At 45.5% G+C, this 1379-nt stretch carries 1 protein-coding gene; it reads left to right on the top strand.

The window, feature by feature from the left end; genetic code table 11:
• The first annotated feature begins 40 nt into the window (after positions 1-40).
• Entirely contained in the window at positions 41-1270 is a 1230-nt protein-coding gene (locus tag KDK19_RS07585; protein WP_257291671.1) for a site-specific integrase, read from the top strand.
• The last annotated feature ends 109 nt before the right edge of the window (positions 1271-1379 follow it).

Genomic DNA, 1379 nt, shown 5'->3' with positions numbered 1-1379 from the left:
GGAGGCATTTCAGGTATGACCCCATTTCCCGTAGGAGAATATGGATGAACATGGAGGCTATAGACTCTTGGCTAGACAACTCACCACCCCTCCAGGCGTGAGACTTATGCGTCAGGGTGTTCAGGTTAATTTTAGCTGGATGGGAAAGACTAGGTTCGTCACTGTTCCTGGTCTACCTCAGAACGCTAAGGGATTAAAGCAGGCTGCCGCACTCAGGGAAATAATAAAACGAGAGATTGAGCTTGGAACGTTCAGGTGGTCTAATCATTTCCCAGATCACGATCTGGCAAAAACAGAGCTGCCCCAAGCGACCAATCTGTCGGTTAAAGAACTGCTAGAGAGATGGTTAAAGTCGCAGGAAGGCACGCTTACCCCTAAGTACCATAAAAACTCTAAGTATCGAGTAGAATCCATTCTCATACCTGCCTTTGGACACATCCCCGTATCAGCCCTAAAGCCCGGTCATATCCGCGACTGGGCTAAACCCCTAAATATTGCCAGAAAAACGATAAGCAATTATCTAGCCCCCCTTCGATCTGCGATTAGAGAGGCCATAGATGACACCATACTTGTGGAAAATCCACTTGAAGGCCTTGTATTACCGAAAGAAAAAACCGAAATAACGAAGAGGATCGAATCGAAACGAGAAGAAGTTAATCCATACGCTCAGGACGAGATAGAGAGGCTTCTGGAGTCTTGCTCTCACGAAACTGAGAAGAACCTTTTTCAGTTTGCAGTGTGGTCAGGAATCAGGCCGGGAGAGCTTATAGCACTTGAATGGCAACATGTTGACCTAAAAAAAGGTACGGCTTTTATATGCCAAGCTATTTCAGACAAGACCATGAGCGACATAAAGACAAAAGCAAAAGGCCGAAGGGAAATTATGCTTTTGCCCGGTGCTCTTGAAGCGCTTGCACGGCAGAGAGCTATCAGCCAGATGTCACGACACGGTAGAGTATTTGTAAACAGGCAAAGGGAACCATTTGCCGATTACAATGCTGTCTATTTTTGCTGGTACTACGCTTGCAAGAGAGCGGGAATCATTAACCGTGGACTCGGGCAAACAAGACATACCTTTGCAAGCTGGATGCTGTCCAGTGGTGAAGAGGAAGCATGGGTTTCAAAGATGCTTGGACACACAACAGTCGAAATGGTCAGAAAGCACTATCACAAGTTCATAAAAGACGATTCGACTACAGGCTACACTTTGAAGTCTGACTGGAGTACTGGAGCAGCGGCCAATAGCCTGAAAGGTACAAAAAGGGGGTGAAAACTTGCGCAAAAGTTGCGCGGAAGAATTGCAAAAATGAATATTTCCTTATATATCATATTGTTGGAGTTATTATTATGTTTCACTCCTAATGGTCTTAACCCGTGCA

The organism is Endozoicomonas sp. ONNA1 (assembly GCF_024606325.1).
Classification (GTDB): domain Bacteria; phylum Pseudomonadota; class Gammaproteobacteria; order Pseudomonadales; family Endozoicomonadaceae; genus Endozoicomonas_A.
Note: the sequence above shows the minus strand (reverse complement) of the source record. Positions and strands in the feature narration are given on the sequence as shown.